Annotated in this window: 15 protein-coding genes and 1 tRNA gene; 7 read left to right on the top strand and 9 right to left on the bottom strand. The window is 71.3% G+C overall.

Going from position 1 to position 15942, the window contains the following annotated elements:
• Positions 1-8 precede the first annotated feature (8 nt).
• Positions 9-842 carry a TerD family protein gene (locus RMT89_RS21805; RefSeq protein ID WP_315885430.1) on the bottom strand — a complete coding sequence of 278 codons (834 nt, stop codon included), beginning with the start codon at positions 840-842 and terminating at the stop codon, positions 9-11.
• A gap of 186 nt (positions 843-1028) precedes the next feature.
• Between RMT89_RS21805 and RMT89_RS21810 the strand changes: the two genes are divergently transcribed.
• Genes RMT89_RS21810 through RMT89_RS21820 form a run of 3 tightly spaced genes read left to right on the top strand, consistent with a single transcriptional unit; the run spans position 1029 to position 5510 of the window.
• Complete coding sequence (locus RMT89_RS21810; RefSeq protein WP_315885431.1) at positions 1029-2195, top strand: HpcH/HpaI aldolase/citrate lyase family protein; 1167 nt, start codon at positions 1029-1031, stop codon at positions 2193-2195.
• A gap of 22 nt (positions 2196-2217) precedes the next feature.
• The gene (locus RMT89_RS21815) at positions 2218-4698 is read left to right on the top strand and encodes a phosphoribosyltransferase (protein WP_315885432.1); all 2481 of its coding nucleotides are present in this window, start codon (positions 2218-2220) and stop codon (positions 4696-4698) included.
• Positions 4698-5510 carry an HAD family hydrolase gene (locus RMT89_RS21820; protein WP_315885433.1) on the top strand — a complete coding sequence of 271 codons (813 nt, stop codon included), beginning with the start codon at positions 4698-4700 and terminating at the stop codon, positions 5508-5510. The genes RMT89_RS21815 and RMT89_RS21820 overlap by 1 nt, the downstream gene beginning before the upstream one ends.
• Positions 5511-5589: 79 nt before the next feature.
• Here RMT89_RS21820 and RMT89_RS21825 read toward each other — a convergent pair whose 3' ends face one another.
• From RMT89_RS21825 to RMT89_RS21835, 3 genes are all read right to left on the bottom strand, one after another.
• Positions 5590-5796: a zinc ribbon domain-containing protein gene (locus tag RMT89_RS21825; protein ID WP_315885434.1), complete on the bottom strand. Its 207-nt coding sequence runs from the start codon at positions 5794-5796 to the stop codon at positions 5590-5592.
• 9 nt (positions 5797-5805) lie between these two features.
• Positions 5806-7185, bottom strand: coding sequence for a hypothetical protein (locus tag RMT89_RS21830; protein WP_315885435.1), 1380 nt, complete (start codon positions 7183-7185; stop codon positions 5806-5808).
• A 77-nt stretch (positions 7186-7262) separates the two neighbouring features.
• Entirely contained in the window at positions 7263-7682 is a 420-nt protein-coding gene (locus tag RMT89_RS21835; RefSeq protein WP_315885436.1) for a DUF4097 family beta strand repeat-containing protein, read from the bottom strand.
• A gap of 168 nt (positions 7683-7850) precedes the next feature.
• Between RMT89_RS21835 and RMT89_RS21840 the strand changes: the two genes are divergently transcribed.
• Positions 7851-7922, top strand: a tRNA-Val gene (locus RMT89_RS21840).
• Positions 7923-7971: 49 nt separating this feature from the next.
• On the opposite strand, the gene RMT89_RS21845 is transcribed toward RMT89_RS21840, so the two are convergent.
• Positions 7972-8202 (bottom strand): DUF2277 domain-containing protein, encoded by a 231-nt coding sequence (locus tag RMT89_RS21845; protein WP_315885437.1) that lies wholly within the window; start codon positions 8200-8202, stop codon positions 7972-7974.
• Positions 8203-8315: 113 nt separating this feature from the next.
• Between RMT89_RS21845 and RMT89_RS21850 the strand changes: the two genes are divergently transcribed.
• Both RMT89_RS21850 and RMT89_RS21855 read left to right on the top strand, forming a co-directional pair.
• Positions 8316-9203, top strand: a complete 888-nt coding sequence (locus RMT89_RS21850; protein WP_315885438.1) for a 2-dehydropantoate 2-reductase — start codon at positions 8316-8318, stop codon at positions 9201-9203.
• A 220-nt stretch (positions 9204-9423) separates the two neighbouring features.
• Positions 9424-9753 carry a hypothetical protein gene (locus tag RMT89_RS21855; protein WP_315885439.1) on the top strand — a complete coding sequence of 110 codons (330 nt, stop codon included), beginning with the start codon at positions 9424-9426 and terminating at the stop codon, positions 9751-9753.
• Here the strand turns inward: RMT89_RS21855 and helR are convergent.
• A complete protein-coding gene (gene helR, locus RMT89_RS21860; protein WP_399498461.1) occupies positions 9748-11916 on the bottom strand; it encodes an RNA polymerase recycling motor ATPase HelR in 2169 nt (722 codons plus the stop codon). The two genes, RMT89_RS21855 and helR, sit on opposite strands and share 6 nt — an antisense overlap.
• Positions 11917-12105: 189 nt before the next feature.
• Positions 12106-12705, bottom strand: a complete 600-nt coding sequence (locus tag RMT89_RS21865; protein ID WP_315885440.1) for a VTT domain-containing protein — start codon at positions 12703-12705, stop codon at positions 12106-12108.
• A gap of 180 nt (positions 12706-12885) precedes the next feature.
• Between RMT89_RS21865 and RMT89_RS21870 the strand changes: the two genes are divergently transcribed.
• A complete protein-coding gene (locus RMT89_RS21870) occupies positions 12886-13419 on the top strand; it encodes a superoxide dismutase family protein (RefSeq protein ID WP_315885441.1) in 534 nt (177 codons plus the stop codon).
• A 50-nt stretch (positions 13420-13469) separates the two neighbouring features.
• Here RMT89_RS21870 and RMT89_RS21875 read toward each other — a convergent pair whose 3' ends face one another.
• Both RMT89_RS21875 and RMT89_RS21880 read right to left on the bottom strand, forming a co-directional pair.
• Positions 13470-13907, bottom strand: coding sequence for a DoxX family protein (locus RMT89_RS21875; protein ID WP_315885442.1), 438 nt, complete (start codon positions 13905-13907; stop codon positions 13470-13472).
• A gap of 52 nt (positions 13908-13959) precedes the next feature.
• On the bottom strand, positions 13960-15852 hold the full coding sequence (locus tag RMT89_RS21880) for an FAD/NAD(P)-binding protein (RefSeq protein ID WP_315885443.1): 1893 nt from the start codon (positions 15850-15852) through the stop codon (positions 13960-13962).
• Positions 15853-15942 lie beyond the last annotated feature (90 nt).

Below are 15942 nucleotides of genomic sequence, written 5' to 3' on the forward strand. Positions count from 1 at the left end.
GGTTGCCCTTACCGTCCGATGAACTGTGGACCTTGCGGCGGCAGACGGAATTCTCCGGCCGGGACCGGGGTCACCGGGGGCGGGTAGCCGTAGCCGCCGCCCTGGGCCGGAGGCCGGCTTGTGGGCTGGGGGTAGCCGTAGGCCGGGGCCGTGGGGGGCGGGGACTGGGGGTAGCCGTACGCCGGCTGGGGCGGGACCGCTGTCGTGGGCTGCTCCGGGGGGAGCGGCTGGGACGTGGGCTCCTCCGTGGGCTCCTCCGTGGGCTCCTCCGTGGGCTCCTCGGGGGCGGCCGCCGCCTCCGACTCCTCCACCGAGATCCCGAAGTCGGTCGCCAGGCCCTCCAGGCCATTGGAATAGCCCTCGCCCAGCGCGCGGAACTTCCAGCCCTCGCCGCGGCGGTACAGCTCGCCGCAGATCAGGGCCGTCTCCTCGCCGGTCTCCGGCTTGATGTCGAAGTGCAGCAGGGGCTCGCCGTCGGCGACCGAGGCGTCGTACAGCAGGATGCGCAGCGACCGTACGCGGTCGAAGGTGGCGCCGTCCGCCGAAGCGACCAGATAAATCTGGCTGACGTCTGGCTCGACACCGGCCAGATCTGTCTGGATCGTGTCGGTGAGGCCCTCAGTGACCCGCTTCTTGCCGAGCCGCCAGACCTTCCCGGAGGGGTGACGGGGCTGGTTGTAGAAAACGAAGTCCTCGTCGGAACGCACACGGCCGTCGGGGCCGAGGAGGAGCGCCGAGGCATCGACATCCGGGACCCCCTGCCCGGGCGTCCAGCGGAGCACGGCACGTACGGTCGTGGCTTCGAGCGGGACGTTCGACCCCTTCAGCATCGCGTGCGTCATGCGGTCATCCTGCCCTCTCGGTAGTGATCACGACAACGCGGGGGTACATGATCACCTGACGGTGTCCGCACCCGCGTTACCAGAAATTCATGCCCTGCGGGAACCCCTGACATAGGTCCCTACGTACTATTACCGGCCACCTGCGAACGGATCACAGGGGTCGCTCAGCCACCACGGGGGAGTTTTATGCGTCATTTCGGGCATATCGCCCCTGAGGTGCGGCGGCGCCTCTTCCACCGGGAGCCGTGCGAGTTCGACGCGGACTCCTCGGCCCGGCTGCTCGCCACGGCCCTGGGCGCCACGCTGTACAGCCCGGCCACCCGGCCCCGGCTCGCCGAGGACGTCCTCAAGCAGGCCGCACGGGGCGTGGTCTCGATGGTGCTGTGCCTGGAGGACTCCATCGGCGACGAGGACGTCGCGGCGGGCGAGGAGAACCTCGTCCGGCAGTTCACCGACCTCGCCGGCCGGGAGCGGGCGGACCTGCCGCTGCTGTTCATCCGGGTGCGTACCCCCGAGCAGATCCCCGACCTGGTACGACGGCTCGGCCCCGCCGTGCGGCTGCTGTCCGGATTCGTGCTGCCGAAGTTCACCGAGGAGCGCGGCATCCCCTTCCTGGAGGCGCTGGCGAGCGCCGAGGCGGCGAGCGGGCGGCGACTGTTCGCCATGCCCGTGCTGGAGTCGCCCGAGCTGCTCTTCCGCGAGTCCCGCGTGGACACGCTGGAGGGCATCTCCAGGGCGGTCGACAAGTATCGTGAAAGAGTGCTCGCCCTGCGGCTCGGCGTGACCGATTTCTGCTCCTCCTACGGTCTGCGCCGGGCTCCCGACATGACGGCGTACGACGTCCAGATCGTCGCCTCCGTCATCGCCGACGTGGTCAACATGCTCGGCCGGGCCGACGGCACCGGCTTCACCGTGACCGGCCCGGTGTGGGAGTACTTCCGCGTGCAGGAACGTATGTTCAAGCCCCAGCTGCGTCGCAGCCCCTTCCTGGAGGGCCAGGCCGAGGAGCTGCGCGAGGCCCTCATCGAGCACGCCATGGACGGACTGCTCCGCGAGATCGCCCTCGACCAGGCCAACGGCCTCACCGGCAAGACCTGCATCCACCCCTCCCACGTTCTCCCCGTGCACGCGCTGTCCGTGGTCAGTCACGAGGAGTTCAGCGACGCCCAGGACATCCTGCGGCCCGAGCGCGGCGGCGGGGGCGTGCTGCGCTCGGCGTACACGAACAAGATGAACGAGGTGAAGCCGCACCGCGCCTGGGCCGAGCGGACCCTGCTGCGCGCCGAGGTCTTCGGTGTGGCCAACGAGGACGTCGGCTTCGTCGAGCTGCTTGCCGCCGGAATCCCCGGCTGACACCTGACAAACCAAGGGACGCATGAACAACGCAGTGAACAACGGGGTCTGGTCCGGCACCTGGGTCGCGGAACGGCTCGGGGTCGAACTCCAGGGCGACGACACGCTGAAGGACCTGCTGGGACTCGCGCTGCGCCGCAACCCCAAGCGAGCGCATCTCCTCGTATCCCATGTGCTCGGCAAACACATCCCGCAGTCTCCGAGCGTGGTCTACGGCCATGGCTTCGCCCTCGGCCGGCGCGTGCGGGATCTGCTGGGACCCGAGGAGGCGGCCGCCGCGGTCGTCCTCGGCTACGCGGAGACCGCCACCGGCCTCGGCCACTCCGTCGCCGACGGCGTCGGCCTCGCCCCCTACCTCCACTCCACCCGCCGCCCGGTCCCCGGTGTGGCCCCCGCGGGCGGCTTCGAGGAGTCCCACTCCCATGCGACCTCGCATCTGCTGCTGCCGGAGGACCCGGCCCTGCTGGCCGGCGACGGCCCGCTGATCCTGGTCGACGACGAGTTCTCCACGGGGAACACGGTGCTGAACACCGTGCGGGATCTTCATTCGAGGTACCCGCGGCGGCGGTATGTGGTGGTGGCGCTGGTGGATATGCGGTCGGCGGCGGACGCCGGGCGGCTGGAGGAGTTCGCGCGGGAGACAGGCGCGCGGGTGGATCTGGTGGCGGCGGCCGCCGGGACCGTACTGCTGCCGGAAGGGGTGCTGGAGAAGGGGCAGGACCTTGTAACGAGGTTCGAGAATCCCTGCCCAGGGGCGCGGGGCTGTGTTGAATCTGCGGCTACCGCCGCGTGGGCGCGACAAGCCCCCACCGACCCGCAGCTGGCCATCGAGCGAGTCGACCTGCACTGGCCTCACGGCCTCCCCGACGGCGGAAGACACGGCTTCACCCCCGCCCACCGAATACGCCTGGAAACCGCCCTCCCCGCCATGGCCGCCCGCCTGGCAGAAGCACTCCCAGAAGACGCGCACCACGTGCACGTCCTCGGCTTCGAAGAGCTGATGTACACCCCCCTCCGCCTCGCCCGCGAGCTGGAGCAGATCACCGCCGCCGACGTCCGCTACTCCACCACCACCCGCTCACCCGTCCTCGCGGTGGACGACCCCGGATACGCGATCCGCAGCCGCCTCGTCTTCCCCGCCCATGACAACCCGGCGGACGGGCCGGGCGAGCGCTACGCCTACAACGTGGCCGGCGCCGACTTCGACGCCGTGGTCGTGGTCGTGGACTCCACCGCGGACACCCCCGAACTGCACGCCCCCGACGGCCTGCTCGCGCAGCTGACCGCGCACACCCCGCAGGTCGTCCTCGCGGTCGTCCCCTCGTACGTACCCGAAAGGCCCTCGATGCTGCCCGAGCCCCTCCGCGGCCCCGCCTTCTCCTCGTACGCCCCCGAGGAGGTCGGCTGGCTGCTCCAGGACCTCTCCGACGTGACCCTGGAGGCGCCGACCGAGGAGCGCGAGGAGGCCATCCAGAGCGGCGGCGCGCACTACGCGGAGTCGCTGCCGGTGGAGTACCAGCCGAGCGAGCAGTACCAGGAGCTGTTCCAGACGGCGCTGGAGGAGTCGGCGTCCAGGCTCGCCCAGGCGGTCGGCGCCGTGACGGAGGTCGTCCTCGCCGAACGCTCCCCCCGCCCGGTGCTGGTCTCGCTGGCCCGCGCGGGCACACCCGTGGGCGTCCTGATGCGCCGCTGGGCCCAGCACCGCCACGGCCTTGACCTGCCGCACTACGCCGTCTCCATCGTGCGCGGCCGCGGTATCGACGCCAACGCGCTGCGCTGGCTCGCCGCCCACCACGACCCGCGGGACGTCGTCTTCGTCGACGGCTGGACCGGCAAGGGCGCGATCACCCGCGAACTGGCCGCCGCCATCGAGGAGTTCGAGGCGGCCGAGGGCGTCACCGGCTTCGACCCGGAGATCGCGGTACTGGCCGACCCGGGCTCGTGCGTACGGACGTACGGCACCCGCGAGGACTACCTGATCCCGTCCGCCTGCCTCAACTCCACGGTGTCCGGCCTGATTTCCCGCACGGTGCTGCGCGCGGACCTGGTCGGCCCGCATGACTTCCACGGCGCGAAGTTCTACCGCGAACTCGCCGGCGCCGATGTCTCGGTGGACTTCCTCGACGCCGTCTCCGCCCGCTTCCCCGAGGTCGCGGACGCGGTCGACGCCCAGGCCAAGGAGCTGCTGTCGGCCGACCGGATGCCGACGTGGGAGGGCTGGGCGGCAGTTGAGCGCATCAGCGAGGAGTACGGCATCCACGACGTGAACCTCGTCAAGCCCGGCGTCGGCGAGACGACCCGCGTGCTGCTGCGCCGGGTGCCGTGGAAGATCCTGGCGCGCGCGGGGGCCGGGGCCGACCTGGACCATGTCCGACTGCTCGCCGAGCAGAGAGGGGTCCCGGTGGAAGAGGTCGCCGAACTGCCGTACACCTGCGTGGGGTTGATCCATCCCAAGTACACGCGCGGGGCGACGGGCGCCGACGGCAAGGCGGTGACCCTCTGATGCCGGTGCTGGTGGCGAGCGATCTGGACCGTACGCTCATCTACTCCTCCGCGGCCCTCGCGCTGACCATGCCGGACGCGCGGGCGCCCCGGCTGCTGTGCGTCGAGGTGCACGAGAGCAAGCCGCTGTCGTACATGACCGAGACCGCCTCGCAGTTGCTGACGGAACTCGGCGACGCGGCGCTCTTCGTACCGACCACGACCCGCACCCGCAAGCAGTACCAGCGCATCAACCTCCCCGGCCCTCCCCCCACGTACGCGATCTGCGCCAACGGCGGCCACCTCCTGGTGGACGGCGTCTCCGACCCCGAGTGGCAGGCACGGGTCACCGCCCGGCTGGCCGACGAGTGCGCGCCCCTCGACGAGGTCCGCGAGCACCTGATGGCGACGGCCGACCCGATGTGGGTGCGCAAGCACCGGGTCGCCGAGGATCTCTTCGTCTACCTGGTCGTGGAACGCGAGCTGCTCCCCGAGGAGTGGGTGAAGGAACTGGCCGTGTGGGCGGAGAACCGAGGCTGGACGGTCTCCCTCCAGGGCCGCAAGATCTACGCCGTACCGAAGCCACTGACCAAGAGCGCCGCCATGCATGAACTGGCCCGGCGGACAGGCGCGGACCTCACGCTGGCGGCAGGCGACTCCCTGCTGGACGCGGACCTGCTCCTCGCGGCGGACAAGGGATGGCGGCCGGGACACGGGGAACTGGCGGACGCGCAGTGGACGGCACCGGGGATCAGGGCGCTGCCGGAGCGGGGGGTGCTGGCCGGGGAGAGGATTCTCAGGGAGTTCCTGAAGGAGACGGGGGCGACTGGTTAAGGGGGTGTGGGGGCAGAGCCCCCACCAAAGGGGCGCGGGGAACCGCGCGACCAGCCACGACGAACCCGCAGACTGCCAGTCAGCCGCAGCAGCCCCCACCGCAACAGCCGCCGTCCCCCTGCCGCGCGGGCGCACTCGCGGAACCGCCCACAGCCACCGCAGACAGCAGCTTCACCGTGTCGTCATGCCCCGCAGGGCACACAGCAGGCTCACCGGACTCAGCCATGGGCCGGCTCAGCTCGAACACGTCACCACAGCTCCGGCACCGATACTCATAGCGAGGCATGCCCACAGATTAACCGCCGGAGGCACCCCGCTCCTCACGGATCTGAGACACCACCCGGGCCACCGTCTGCCGCACCGCCTCCATCTCCGTCAGGAAGTGCCAGTAGTCCGGATGCCGCCCCTCAAGCGTCTCGACCGCCCGCTCCAGCCGGGCCACCGAGTCGTCCAGCGGCCTCGCATGCCGGGGATCCGGAGTGTTCCGCCCCGCCATGGCCAGCCGCTGCGCGTCCCGGATGGCGAACCGCGTCCGGTCGATCTCGGCCTGGGGATCCTTCTGCACGGCGTTCAACCGCCGCAGCCGGTCACCCGCGGCCGACACCGACTCGTCCGTGGAGTTCAGCAGCGCCCGCACCGTGGACAGCAGCGCCGTCGCGTCCGGCCACCGCTGGTCGTCCCGCGCGGCCTGCGCCTCCTTCAGCTTCAGCTCCGCCTGCCGTACGTTCTCCACGGCCTGGTCCGGTACCCCCTGAAGGTCCTGCCAGCAGGCCACCGTGAACCGCCGCCGCAGCTCACTCAGCACCGGCTCGACCTGCCCGGAACGGGTGGTGAGAGCCTGCGCCCGGGTCCGCAGCGACACCAGCCGGTGATCGATCTCGGCGGCCCGCTCCGGCAGCCGGTCCGCCTCCACGCGCACCGACTCGGCCTCCCGAGCGACACGCTCGGCCCGCTCCAGCGTCTGTGGCACCCCATGCTGGCCGGCGCCCTGGTTCAGCTTGGTCAGCTCCGGCGCGAGAGCCGCGAGCCGCGCCGCGAGGTCGTCCGCCTTCAGCCCCGACCCCCGTACGGCGTCCAGGGCGTTGGACGCGGCGAGCAGCCCCTGCCGGGCACGCTCCACGGCGGGCGCCAGCCGGGCCAGCTGGGTCTCCGCCTTGCCGAGCAGCGGCCCGAGCCCGTCCCCGAAACGGTCCAGATCCCCCTTGACCCGGACCAGCTCCTCCTTGGCCTTGGTCAGCGCCGTGCGCGCCTGCGCGGCGACCGAGGCCTCCAAGTCGTCCCGGTCCAGGTCATGGGCGTCGACAGCCTCGATGTACTGATGGCTCGCCTCGTCGATACGTCTGCTGATCGCCTCGAAGTCGGTCACCGCCCGGCGGGCGGCGGGGGAGTCGTCGACGGCGGTGATGGTCTCTATCGAGATCCGCAGATCGCGCTGAGCGGTGTCGAGTTCGTAGAACGCGGCCGCGGCGGCGTCCTTCGCGGCCTGCGCCTCGGCCCGCTGGCTCTCGGCACGCCCGCCGAACCAGCGCCGGGTGCCGCCGCCGGCGAACGCGGCGGGCAGCACGAGGGCGGCGAGGAGTGGGAGGGAGACGAGGGTAAGCGTGTCCACGAGGGCACGGTGGCGGGGCGCACGCGGCACCAACGGCGAATCCGACTGCGAAGGTGTCGCCGTCACATCCCTCTCCCGTGCTGTGGTCCGCCCTGCCCGGCGCTGTCATTCTCCCACCGGTTAAGGACGAACACACGGGCCGGTTAGTTCGCGGTTCGGACCGTGACTTTGCCGTCGCCGGTCCGCGCGCTCACCACATGCGCGCTGCGCTCGTCCCGAGGCACGTCCACATCCACCCCACCGTCGCCGGTCTCCGTCGCCACCCGGTACGTCGCACGCGGCACCTCGATCGTCACGGAACCGTCCCCGCTGCGGGACTCCACAAGGTCCGGTACGACGCCCAGTTCGAGCCTCACCGAGCCGTCACCGCTCTGCGCCCGCACCTCACGCGAGTCGACCTGGGCACGCAGCGAGCCGTCCCCGGTACGCAGCCGCAGCGGCCCGGTGGACTCACTGACCTGCGCGGACCCGTCCCCCGTACGAATGCTCAGCGCGTCCTCGAACCCCCGCGCCCGCACGCTCCCGTCCCCGTCCTCCACCTGGACGGCAACCCCGCGCGGCACCTCGATCCGATGCTTGGCCGAACAGTCAGCGACGACCCCGGAACACTTCCTCCGCAGGGTGAGCCGGTCCCCCTCCAGTCCCCAGGAAACGAGCCACCACCCCCTGTCCTGCTGCGATACCGGTTTGCGGGACAGGGCCTGGGACAATGTAGGCTGTGGGCCTGTTCCGGGTGCGTAGCTCAGTGGTAGAGCGCCTGCCTTACAAGCAGGATGTCGGCGGTTCGAAACCGTCCGCGCCCACCGAGGATCAGCAGAAGGTCCCGGCCGTCATGGCCGGGGCCTTCTGCGTTCAGCCGGCCTTGCGGGGGGACTGGCCTCGTATTTCCAGGCCCGCCAGGAGTTCTGCCGTGGCCTCGGTGATGATGGTGACCGCTCGGTCGAAGACTTCTTGGTTGTGGGCCGCCGGGGCTCGGAAGCCTGAGACCTTGCGGACGTACTGGAGGGCGGCGGCTCGGATTTCCTCCTCGGTGGCCTCTTCGGGGAGTACCGGGGGGCGGAGTGTTTTGATGCTGCGGCACATGTGTCCAGTCTGACTCCCGGCACTGACAATCCGCCCCCGTGCGCCCGCCGGAGATGTCATGATCGCCGAGAGGCGGCCACCGACAGTCGGGGCCGACCGGCGAAGGGACAGTCATGACCAACTTCACCGTCGCGATACTCGGGCCTGGTGGTATCGGGGGGCTGCTCGGCGCGCTGCTCTCCCGTGCCGGGCATCGGGTCGTCTGCCTGGCCGGCGAGGAGACCGTCGGCGTTCTGCGGGACTCGGGGATTCAGGTGCGCAGTGGGCTCTACGGGGACTTCAGCGCCGCCGTTGAAGCGGACACCGAGCTGCGTGAGACCGTGGACGCCTGCCTCATCGCCGTCAAGCACACCTCCCTGGACGCGGCCCTGGAGCGGGTTCCGGCCAAGGCGCTGGGCGACGCCCTCCTCGTACCGTTTCTCAATGGGGTCGAGCATCCGGCCGTGCTGCGTGGCCATCACCGGCCCGAGCTTGTTGCTCCCGCCGTCATCCGGGTCGAGTCCACCCGTGTCGCCCCGGGGGTGATCGAGCACGGCAGCCCCTTCGCCGAGGTCGATCTCACCGGTGATCTCGTCTCCCGTGAGCGGCTGGATGCGCTGGCTCAGGTCTTCGGGGAGGCCGGGCCCACGACCCGGGTGCTGGAGGACGAGACCGCCGCCCTGTGGGCCAAGATGTCGTTCCTCGCGCCCTTCGCCCTGCTCACCACCCGGTACGGCCTGCCGCTGGGCGAGGCGCGCACGCGGTACCGCGAGGAGCTGACGGCGCTTGTCGAGGAGACCGCCGCCGTCAGTCGGGCGTGCGGTGGTCCCGCCGATCCTGCCCAGGCCCTCGCCCGCTACGACGCCTTCCCGCCCGCCACCAAGTCCTCCATGCAGCGCGACGCCGAATCCGGTCGTCCCATCGAGCTCGACGCGATCGGCGGGGCGTTGTTGCGTGCGGCGGAGCAGCATGGCATCGCGGTGCCGGTGACTGCCCGGCTGGTGGGTGAGCTGGGGGCCTGATCGACCTGCACATCGCCCCGGTCCTGCTCGGTGACGGCATCCGGCTGTTCGACAACCCCGGTGGCGCCCCGCTCCGGCTGGAGCTGCTCAACGGCGGTGACCGGTCGGCCGCGGTGAATGTGCGGTACCCACCGTCACCGCCGACTGATCAGGCACCCGTTCGAATGAACCCCGGGAAGCAATTCGCCACCCAAAATCGAACAGGCGTACCATTGCCGCCGTGGCTACGACCTATGACTTTCCGAGTGACCTCCTCGCCGGTCAGGAGGAGCTGCATCAGGTCCGGGCCGAACTGTCGGCCCTGCTCAAGCGGTTGCCCTGGTCGGTCGAGCCGCTGGACGGATTCAGTGACGACAACGGCTGGCGGAAGATCGAGCGGCCCGCCTCTCCCGGCTGGACCGCCGATGAGCAGGCAGCCGTGGAGAAGCTCCGCCGGCGTGAGCACGAGCTCGCGGTGTTCGTCAGCACCCATCGTTTCTGGGCCGAGGTCGCCGCGGAGGACCGGGTGGACGCCCGGATGAAGGCCAAGCACGCCCACGACACCTCATGAGCTCGTGAGGACGACCAGCTTCTGGGTCGCCCGCGTCATCGCCACATAGCGGTCCACGGCCCCTTCGACGCCCTCACCGAATCGCTCCGGGTCCACCAGCACGACCAGGTCGAATTCGAGACCCTTCGACAGCGACGGGGTCAGCGACCGGACCCGGGGTGTCGCCTCGAACGTCGGGTCGCCGATGACGCAGGCGATCCCGTCGTCGTTCGAGTCCAGCCAGTCGGCGATGATCCCGTCCCGGTCCGTCACCGAGCCATGGACGACCGGGATACCCGAACTCCGGATGGACGTCGGCACGTTGGCGTCCGGAAGCGCCGCCCGGATCACCGGCTCGGCCTCCGTCATCACCTCTTCCGGGGTGCGGTAGTTGACGCTGAGGGACGCCACCTCGACCCGGTCCAGGCCGATCCGTTCGAGCCGTTCCTGCCAGGTCTCCGTGAAGCCGTGCCTCGCCTGGGCGCGGTCGCCGACGATCGTGAAGCTGCGGGACGGACAGCGCAGCAGCAGCATCTGCCACTCCGCGTCGGTCAGTTCCTGCGCCTCGTCCACGACGATGTGCGCGAACGGTCCGGCCAGCAAGTCCGGGTCGGTGGTGGGCAGTTCGGATTCGTCGACCAGGTTGCGCTGGAAGTCCTCGCGGCGCAGCTGGGTCATCAGGCCGTCGCCGTCGTGATCGGCCGCGATCAGGTTCTCGACGACCTGCGCCATACGGTCGCGCTGGGCGTCCAGGACGGCCTGCTGCCGGCGCTTGCGCCGCGCCGCCTTCGGGTCGCCGAGCCGCTGCCGCGCCGCGTCCAGGATCGGCAGGTCGGCCACCGTCCAGGCCTGCGGGGCCGCCTTGCGCTGGAGCAGCCGGACCTCGTCGGGGGCGAGCCAGGGCGCGCACAGCCGCAGATACGCGGGCACCGACCACAGGTCGCCGACGAGGTCGGCCGCTTCGAGCAGCGGCCAGGCCCGGTCGAGCGTCTCGATCAGCTCCGTGTCGTGCTGCAGCGCCCTGCGGAACTGCTCGGGCGGGATGTCGGCCTCGTGCTTGTCGAGCAGGATCGTGACCAGTTCCGCCCAGATCAGCTCGCGTCCTTCGTTGTGCGGCGTGCTCGGTCCCGGTGCCTGGAAGGCCTCGGCCCAGTCGGTGGCGCTGAGCCAGACGTCGGCCCAGGGCGTGCTGACCGTCATGCCCTCGGTGGGCGGGTCCTCGTAGAACCGGACGGCCTTCTCGATCGCCCGGACCATGTCGGCGGACGACTTCAGACGGGCCACCTCGGGGTCCGCCTCCTGCGGTGCCCCGGCGCCCTCGGCTACCAGGTCCCGCACGGTGCAGGTCTGCACGCCCTCCTCGCCGAGGCTGGGCAGGACATCGGAGACGTACGACAGATAGGGCTGGTGCGGGCCCACGAAGAGCAGGCCGCCGCGCCGGTGGCCGAGGCGGGGGTCGGAGTAGAGGAGGTAGGCGGAGCGGTGCAGGGCGACGACGGTCTTGCCGGTGCCCGGGCCGCCGTCGACGACGAGGGCGCCGCGCGATCCGGCGCGGACGATGGCGTCCTGGTCGGACTGGATGGTGGCGAGCACATCGCGCATCCGGTCCGAGCGGTTGGTGCCGAGGCTGGCGATGAAGGCGGACTGGTCGTCGAGGGCCGCGTGTCCCTCGCGGCCGTCGGCGGAGAACACCTCGTCCCAGTAGTCGCTGATCCGGCCGCTCTTCCAGCGGTACCGGCGGCGGCTCGCGAGGCCCATCGGGTTGCCGTGGGTGGCGGCGAAGAAGGGCTCGGCCGCCGGGGAGCGCCAGTCGAGCAGCAGGCGGCGGCCGGTGGCGTCGGTGAGGCCGAACCGGCCGATGTAGACGGGCTCCGGGTCGTCGGCGGCGACGATGTGGCCGAGCACGAGGTCGAGTCCGAAGCGACGCAGGGCGCGCAGCCGGCCGGTGAGCCGGTGGACCTCCGCGTCCCGGTCCATCGCCGCGCGGCCCGCCCCGCCGGGCGCCCTGAGCTCGGCGGCGAGCTGGTCGGACAGCTCGGCGATCGTCTGCTCCAGGCTCTGAGCGATGGCCGCGAAGTGCCGCTCGTCGGCGGCGATCAGCGCGGGGCCGGCCTTGGCGGCCAGTCGCTCGGGAAGGTCGAACGCGCTCTCACTGGACAGGTCGATCGACAGGGAAGCACTCACTTCGTGAATCACTCATTTCCGCAGCTACCGGCGTTGAGGGAGCGATTCTGCGGCACGAGGGGGGCCTTGCCGCAAGGTCCCCCTTGCGCTATAGGTTGAAAGTGGCAAGGGAAACGTTCTCCCTTGCCTTTGTTGTGTTCGGGCTCGAGACGGCGTGGGTGCGGGCTTCAGACGGCGTGGGTTCGGGCTTCAGACCGGTCGTCGCCGCACCAGATACGTCGCCACCGCGCCCGCCGCCATCAGCGCCCCCACGGACACCCCCGTCGCCATCCAGCTCGTGCCCATCCACTGGGCGCCGAAGTAGCCGAGCGCGACGCTGTACGTGGCCCAGGACAGGCCCGCCAGTGCCGACCAGGGCAGGAAGTCGCGGGCGCGACGGCGTGCGGCGCCGGCGGCGAGCGAGACCACCGAGCGGCCGGCCGGGGCGAAGCGGGCGAGGACGACCAGGGCGCCGCCGCCTCGCGAGAGGGCCGCGCCGAGACGTTCCTGCGCGGTCGTCAGGCGCCGGGAGCGGGCGATGGTCCGGGTCAGCCGGGCGCCGCCGTGCCAGGCGAGGCGGTACGCCACCAGGTCGCCGAGGACGGACGCGGTCGCGGCGCAGAGCGTGAGCGCCAGGATGTCCGGGACCTCGGCCGCCGTACCCGCTGCCGCCGTGGTGGCGGCCATGATCACCAGTACGCCGCTCGGCAGGACCGGTACGAAGACATCCAGCAGGACAGACAGGGCTACGACCCCGTAGATCCATGGACTGGCGGCCAATGATCCAACACTTTCGAAACTCTCCAGCACCCCGACTCCCCGTTCCCCCGTGGTTGTACAGCGTACGCGGCGGGGAGTGACGGGTGGTTCACAGGGGGCTCGGGTGTTCAACACGTGATGTTCACCCGGCTGCCGGTCCCGGGGGGCGGGGAGCCGGGGTGTCCCGTAGCACGGAGAGGGGGCCCCGAATCCAGCAACGTTAGGAAGATCATGGTGGCAGGTATGTGCGCCGGTGCCCTTGCGGCGGCCGTGCTCGCCGTCGGCGGCGGTGACGGCGCCGGTGGTTACTCGATGCGGACGGACGCGCAGTTCGCGCCGCCCGGCGCCTTCGTCCGCTCGGCGGCGCTGACGTACGACATGAAGCTGGTCCCGGCCGCCTCGTGGATCGAGGTCGAGCAGCGGATGACGAGCGGCGGTGCGACGAGCGTGCAGTTGCGGGTCAAGGGCCTGAAGCCCGGGCACGAGTACGGCGTCCATGTGCACAAGAAGCCCTGCGGTGCCGATCCGATGGCCGCGGGCGGGCACTACCAGAACGAGGTTTCCTCGTCGGCGCATCACGTCAACCCCGAGAACGAGATCTGGCTGGACTTCACGGCCGACGAGCGCGGTGCGGGCCAGGCGCGGGCGCAGCACTCGTGGGGCTTCAGGCAGGGCGAGGCCGCGTCCGTCGTCCTCCATGACGCGCCGGGCAGCAAGGGCGGCCGGGTGGGCTGTTTCACGGTGCCCTTCGGCTGGGCCGCCTGACTCACGACGACGGCGCCCGTCCCCACCGGGACGGGCGCCGTCGTCGTGAGTCAGGCGGTGACGGGCGTCCGCTCGGAAGCCGGCTCGCGCTGCGCCGAGGAGCGCTTGGCGAACAGCCGGTCCAGGCCGAACGCGCCGGAGCCGGTGAAGATCAGCAGGAACATCGCCCAGCAGAACATCGCGGCGCCCTCGCCGCTGTTCTGGATGGGCCACAGCGCCTCCGGCTGGTGGACCTTGAAGTAGGCGTACGCCATCGCTCCCGAGGAGACGAAGGCGGCGGCGCGGGTGGCGAGGCCGAGCAGCACCAGGCTGCCGCCCACCAACTCGATGACGGCGGCGTACCAGTTGGGCCAGGTGCCGGTCTCGACGCTCTGGCCGCCGAGCACGCCGAAGAGCGAGGAGGCGCCGTGGCAGGCGAAGAGCAGTCCGACGACTATGCGGAACAGGCCGAGGGCATACGGCTGGGCGCTGTTGAGGCGTCCGGTCATGTGGGGGGCTCCTTGGGGCCATGGGGACGGGTGTTCCTGTGAGCCCCCTACGTTAGGCAGGCCTAAAGGTGCTTGCAAGTTCAACATTCAGCCGGGATTCCGTCGCTCCGGTCCCCGCCGCAGTAGTACGCAGCGCGGCCCTCGCCACCGCGTCCGCGTCCGAGAGTGTGACCGAGTCCACGCCCGGCCTGGCCCCGGCCGCGGTCACCCAGTGCACCCCCTCGGTCGGCACCCCGAACGCGAACCTCCGTGTGTGTGCCCGACCTTGACGGTCCATCAGGTGATACGGCCGACCGGTCACGTCGAGTCCGCCGGTCTCGTAGCCGTCGACCGTGTGCGGACGGCACTGTCCGGTCTTCAGGAGCCGGGCGAGGAGTTCGTCGGCCGTGCGGCGCAGGTCCGGTTCCGGCAGGCGGGCCTCGACGAGCGTGGTGACGCGGACCGCAGAGCCCGGCACGGCGGGGGAGTGCGCGACCCACGCCCCGTCCTGCTCCCGCACATCGAGTCGCGGCCCGAGCACCTCCACCACGCCCGCCTCCATCAGGGCCGCCAACTCCTCGATACGGCGCCGGGGCGGGCCGATGGAGAGGAAGGCGTTGAGCGGGGTGTACCAGCGGTCCAGATGGTCCCGGCGGGAGGCGCCGGGCAGTCCGCCGTGGTCCACGATCCGCCGCAGCTCGTTGCGCAGATCGCGCAGCACATCCAGGGCCGCCTTGAGCGGGCCCGCCACATTGCCGAGAGCGGCCTGCTCGGCGTCCTCGCGCAGATACGTCAGCAGCCAGCCGCGCCAGTCCCCGGGACCGGCGAAGTCCCGGCCCGCGTACGGCCGGGAGATCCGGTCCCAGGACCAGCGGTCGGCCTCGGGTATCCCGAACTCGTCCAGGACGGCGGCCTCTTCGGGGCTGCGGTGCGGGGCGGCGAGGAAGCGGTCGGTGAAGTCCGGGGAGGGGCCGGGCAGTGCCTCGTAGTAGACCGTCTCCACCTCCTTCGCCACCAGTGGCCATATCTCCGCGAGGAAGTCCGGCGCCTCGCCGGAGTCGGCGCGCTTGCGGAAGGCCGCGATGACCTCGGGCGTGAGGACCAGTGGGACATGACGGCCGTAGGGGCCCTTGGCGTTGTCGCCGCGTGCCTGGTAGGGCAGGCCGCGTCGTGAACCGGCGTACAGGCGTGGCTCGTTGCCGGAAGGCAGGTAGCGCAGCCCCTGTCCGGCACGGACGAAGCGGCCACCGCGGCCGGTGGTCAACAGGGCCATGTGGTCGAAGAAGTTGAGACCCAGGCCGCGCAACAGGACCGGTTCGCCCGGGAGTACGGCCGACAGGTCGACGTCGGCCGGGTTCGCGGGCGGTGTGTAGCGCAGGCCGTGCTCCTCGGCGTACGCGGTCGTCGCGCGCTGGGTGGCATCGGGGGCCGTGGGGAGGTGGCCCTGGGTGAGGACGACCGCCGAGAGGCCGGTCAGGGTGCGGCCGTTGTCGAGGGTGAGGGTCTGGCGGCCGTCCGGGGCGTCGTCGAGGCGGGTCGCACGGGCCCGGTGGGTCTCGACACGGACGGCGGGCGGCGCCTCGCGGACCGTACGGGCGAACACCCACTCCAGGTAACGGCCGTACTGGGCGCGGGTCGGGTACTCGTCCGGACCGAGGGCGCCGGCCGCCCACTCGTGCAGGCCGGGGCCCGGGCGCACAGGGCCCGAGCAGTCGACGCTGTCGTCGGTGAACAGGGTCACCTGGCAGGCCACGGTGTTCATCAGCAGCTCGGGCGACTGGGCGGTGCGCCAGACGCGTCCGGGGCCCGGCGGGGCGGGGTCGATCACATGGACGGTCAGCCGGGCGCCCGGCGGGAGCAGTTCCGGGGCGGAGGCGCAGAGGCGTTCCAGGACGCTGGTGCCGCGCGGGCCGGCGCCGACCACGGCGACGGAGAGGGGCGCGGGGTCCGTGGTCGGTGCAGACAAGGGGGTGACTCCCGGGCGGTGGGGCGCATGGGCGGGCGGACCGGCAGCTCCGCTGGGAGCGGACGGTTCGCCTCATCATGCCGTCGGGAG

It is taken from the genome of Streptomyces sp. P17, from assembly GCF_032436805.1.
In the GTDB taxonomy this organism is placed as follows: domain Bacteria; phylum Actinomycetota; class Actinomycetes; order Streptomycetales; family Streptomycetaceae; genus Streptomyces.